At 65.9% G+C, this 3438-nt stretch carries 4 protein-coding genes; 2 read left to right on the top strand and 2 right to left on the bottom strand.

Features of this window, described 5'->3' with window-relative positions; genetic code table 11:
- Positions 1-55: 55 nt before the first annotated feature.
- Positions 56-1804 carry a glutamine--tRNA ligase/YqeY domain fusion protein gene (locus tag QMX81_RS20680; RefSeq protein ID WP_282264325.1) on the bottom strand — a complete coding sequence of 583 codons (1749 nt, stop codon included), beginning with the start codon at positions 1802-1804 and terminating at the stop codon, positions 56-58.
- 191 nt (positions 1805-1995) lie between these two features.
- On the opposite strand from QMX81_RS20680, the gene QMX81_RS20675 reads away from it, so the two are divergent.
- Positions 1996-2262: a DUF2007 domain-containing protein gene (locus tag QMX81_RS20675; RefSeq protein ID WP_121042819.1), complete on the top strand. Its 267-nt coding sequence runs from the start codon at positions 1996-1998 to the stop codon at positions 2260-2262.
- 30 nt (positions 2263-2292) lie between these two features.
- A complete protein-coding gene (gene msrA, locus QMX81_RS20670; protein WP_282264327.1) occupies positions 2293-2946 on the top strand; it encodes a peptide-methionine (S)-S-oxide reductase MsrA in 654 nt (217 codons plus the stop codon).
- Positions 2947-3190: 244 nt separating this feature from the next.
- Here the strand turns inward: msrA and QMX81_RS20665 are convergent.
- Positions 3191-3438: transaldolase family protein (locus tag QMX81_RS20665; RefSeq protein WP_282264322.1), on the bottom strand; the 248-nt coding region annotated here is incomplete at its 5' end.

The raw sequence follows: 3438 nt of genomic DNA, 5'->3' as shown, positions 1-3438 counted from the left end.
CAGGGCGGCGCAGGTGAGATCGGGCGGCCGGTGCCTGGCACCGGCCGGGTGCAGCTTACGCCGACCAGGTATCGCGCAGGGTCACGCTGCGGTTGAACACCGGCGTTGCCGCGGTGTGATCGCGGCGATCGGCGACGAAGTAGCCGGTCCGCTCGAACTGGAACGACTGCTCCGGGGCCGCAGTGGCTGCGGCCGGCTCGACATAGCCGGTGACGGTGCGGCGCGAGTCCGGATTGAGGTAATCGCGGTAGGTCTTGCCCTCGGATTCGTCGTCCGGGTTGGCCACCGAGAACAGACGGTCGTACAGGCGGATCTCGGCCGGCACCGCGTGCACGGCGCTGACCCAATGGATGGTGCCCTTGACCTTGCGGTTGGCGCCTTCCATGCCCGGGCGCGATTCCGGATCCAGCCAGCCACGCAGTTCGGTGATGGTGCCGTCGGCATCCTTGATCACTTCATCGCAGCGGATGATGCCGGCCCCGCGCAGGCGCACTTCGCCGCCGGGCACCAGGCGCTTCCAGCCCTTTGGCGGGACTTCAGCGAAATCCTCGCGCTCGATCCACAGCTCACGTGCGAACGGTACTTCGCGGGTCCCGAACGCCTCGTCCTTGGGGTGGTTGGAGAAGGTCAGGGTCTCTTCGTGACCCTCGGGCAGGTTGGTCAGCACCAGCTTGACCGGATCGACCACCGCCATGCGGCGTGCGGCAGCACTGTCGAGGTCTTCGCGCAGCGCGCCTTCGAGCACGCTGAAATCGATCAGCGAGTTCTGCTTGCTGATGCCCACGCGCTCGGCGAACAGGCGCATCGCGGCCGGGGTATAGCCACGACGACGCAGGCCCTGCAGGGTCGGCATGCGCGGATCCTCCCAGCCATCCACCAGCTGCTCGGTGACCAGCGCCATCAGCTTGCGCTTGCTCATCACCGTGTAGTTGATGTTCAACCGCGAGAATTCGATCTGGCGCGGCTTGGCGGCTTCACGCGGCAGGCCGCGATCGACCAGCGGCTGGGTCAGTGCATCGTGATGGGCGAAATCGACGTTGTCCACGCACCAGTCGTACAGCGGGCGGTGATCTTCGAACTCCAGCGTGCACAGCGAATGGGTGATGCCTTCGATGGAATCGCCCAGCGCGTGCGCGAAGTCGTACATCGGGTAGATCGGCCACGCAGTGCCGGTGTTCTGGTGTTCGACATGCTTGATCCGGTACAGCGCCGGGTCGCGCAGGTTGATGTTGCCGCTGGCCATGTCGATCTTGGCGCGCACGGTGCGCGCACCATCCGGGAACTCGCCCGCGCGCATGCGGCGGAACAGATCCAGGTTCTCTTCGACGCTACGGTCGCGGAACGGCGACGGACGGCCCGGCTCGGTGAGCGTGCCGCGGTAGGCGCGCACTTCCTCGGCCGACAGGTCGCACACATACGCCTTGCCATCGGTGATCAGCTTCTGCGCGGCCAGGTAGTAGGCATCGAAGTAATCCGAGGCATGGCGCAGCTCGTTCCATTCAAAACCCAGCCAGCGCACGTCATCCTGGATCGCGGCCACGTACTCCGGATCTTCCTTGGCCGGGTTGGTGTCGTCGAAGCGCAGGTTGCACACGCCGTTGAACTCACCGGCGATGCCGAAGTTCAGGAAGATCGACTTGGCGTGGCCGATGTGCAGGTAGCCGTTGGGCTCGGGCGGGAAGCGCGTCTTGATCGCGGCATGCTTGCCGGCGGCCAGGTCCTCGCGGACGATCTGACGGATGAAATCCCGTTTTTCCTGGGCTTCCGGAAGGGCGTCGGTGGGGGCGGCGGTAGGCTCGGACATGATGCGCGGTCGCAGTTAAAAGGCAGAAAGACCAACAGTTTAGCCTGTCGCAAGGCGACAGGCTAAACGGGTAGGTGCCGACCGTTGGTCGGCACGCCTTTCGCAGACCGGCACCACCCGGCTCCTTCGCTGGGTCGGCACGCCTTCAGCCCCCGGGCGTATGCTGGGCCCATGCCCTCCGGAGCCCATCCATGCACGTGATCTACCAGGCCGATAACCTGTTCGACGCCCATCTGGTCAAACACGCCCTGGAGGACGCCGGCATCCCCGCCTTCGTCTTCGGTGAATCGCTGCTGGGTGGCATGGGCGAGCTCCCGCTGTTCGGCGTCCTGCGCGTGTGTGTCCCCGATCTGGCCCGTCCCGAAGCGGAAGACATCGTCGCCCGGCTGGACTTGGGCGCGGCCCCGGACGACCCCATATTCGACGGAGACGAAAGCGCCGGCCTGTTGCCGGCCTAGGAGAACGCCATGTTGGGTATTGGAAACGGTCTGTTGGGCATCGGCGCCTTCAAGCAGCGCCTGCCGCGCCCGGAAGAAGCGTTGCCCGGCCGCGAGCAGCCCCTGCCGTTGCTGCACAACCAGCATTACGTCAACAGCCACCCGCTGAAAGACAGCTTCACCGGCCTGGCGCGCATCCGCTTCGCTATGGGCTGTTTCTGGGGCGCGGAGCGCAAATTCTGGACCATCCCGGGCGTCTACTCGACCTCGGTCGGCTACGCCGGCGGCGTCACCCCGAACCCCACCTACGAAGAAGTCTGCTCCGGCCTCACCGGGCACACCGAAATCGTCGAGGTCGTCTACGACCCCGCCATCGTCACCCTCGAACGCCTTCTCCAGGTCTTCTGGGAAAGCCACGACCCCACCCAGGGCATGCGCCAGGGCAACGACACCGGCACCCAGTACCGCTCCGCGATCCACGCCACCACCCAGGCCCAGCACGACGCCGCTCTGACCAGCCGCGACGCCTACCAGCAGCGCCTCAACGACAGCGGTTACGGCCCCATCACCACCGATATCGTTTTCCCCGCGCCCGCGTACTACTACGCCGAGGACTACCACCAGCAGTACCTGGCCAAGAACCCCAACGGCTACTGCGGCATCGGCGGCACTGGCGTCAGCTGCCCCATCGGCGTGGACGCCTGATACCCCAGAGCCGACCAACGGTCGGCTCTACCAGGTCCAGCAGACAGCCCTAGGCTCGCCGCGCTACTGCTCTCCCCAACGCACCAGCCATGTGTCGACGGCGCGTCCAGCAAACCCACCCACACGCGCCAACCCCAACGAAAGTGAGCCGTTGCCGTTGCCGTTGCGGTTGCCGTACGCGCCAAAAACAAAAGGCCCCGCATGAGCGGGGCCTTTTGTCGTGCAGCCATCCAACCGCCAGCGCTTACAGCCGCTCGCGGATCGTCTGCCGCAACGCCTCCAGATCCTTGGCGAACGCATCGATACCGCTCGCCAGCTTCTCCGTCGCCATCGGATCGGCCGCCAGATCCGCCGCAAACCGCGCACCATCGATCGGCGTCACCTGCACAGACTCGGCCGCACCGGCCACCAGCCTGCGCGGCAACTCACCGTGATCGGCGTCCAGCTTTTCCAGCAGATCCGGTGAAATCGTCAGGCGATCGCAGCCTGCCA

The sequence above is a fragment of the Stenotrophomonas sp. PS02301 genome (assembly GCF_029959485.1).
GTDB lineage: Bacteria > Pseudomonadota > Gammaproteobacteria > Xanthomonadales > Xanthomonadaceae > Stenotrophomonas > Stenotrophomonas maltophilia_Z.
This window is presented reverse-complemented; position numbering and strand designations above follow the sequence as displayed.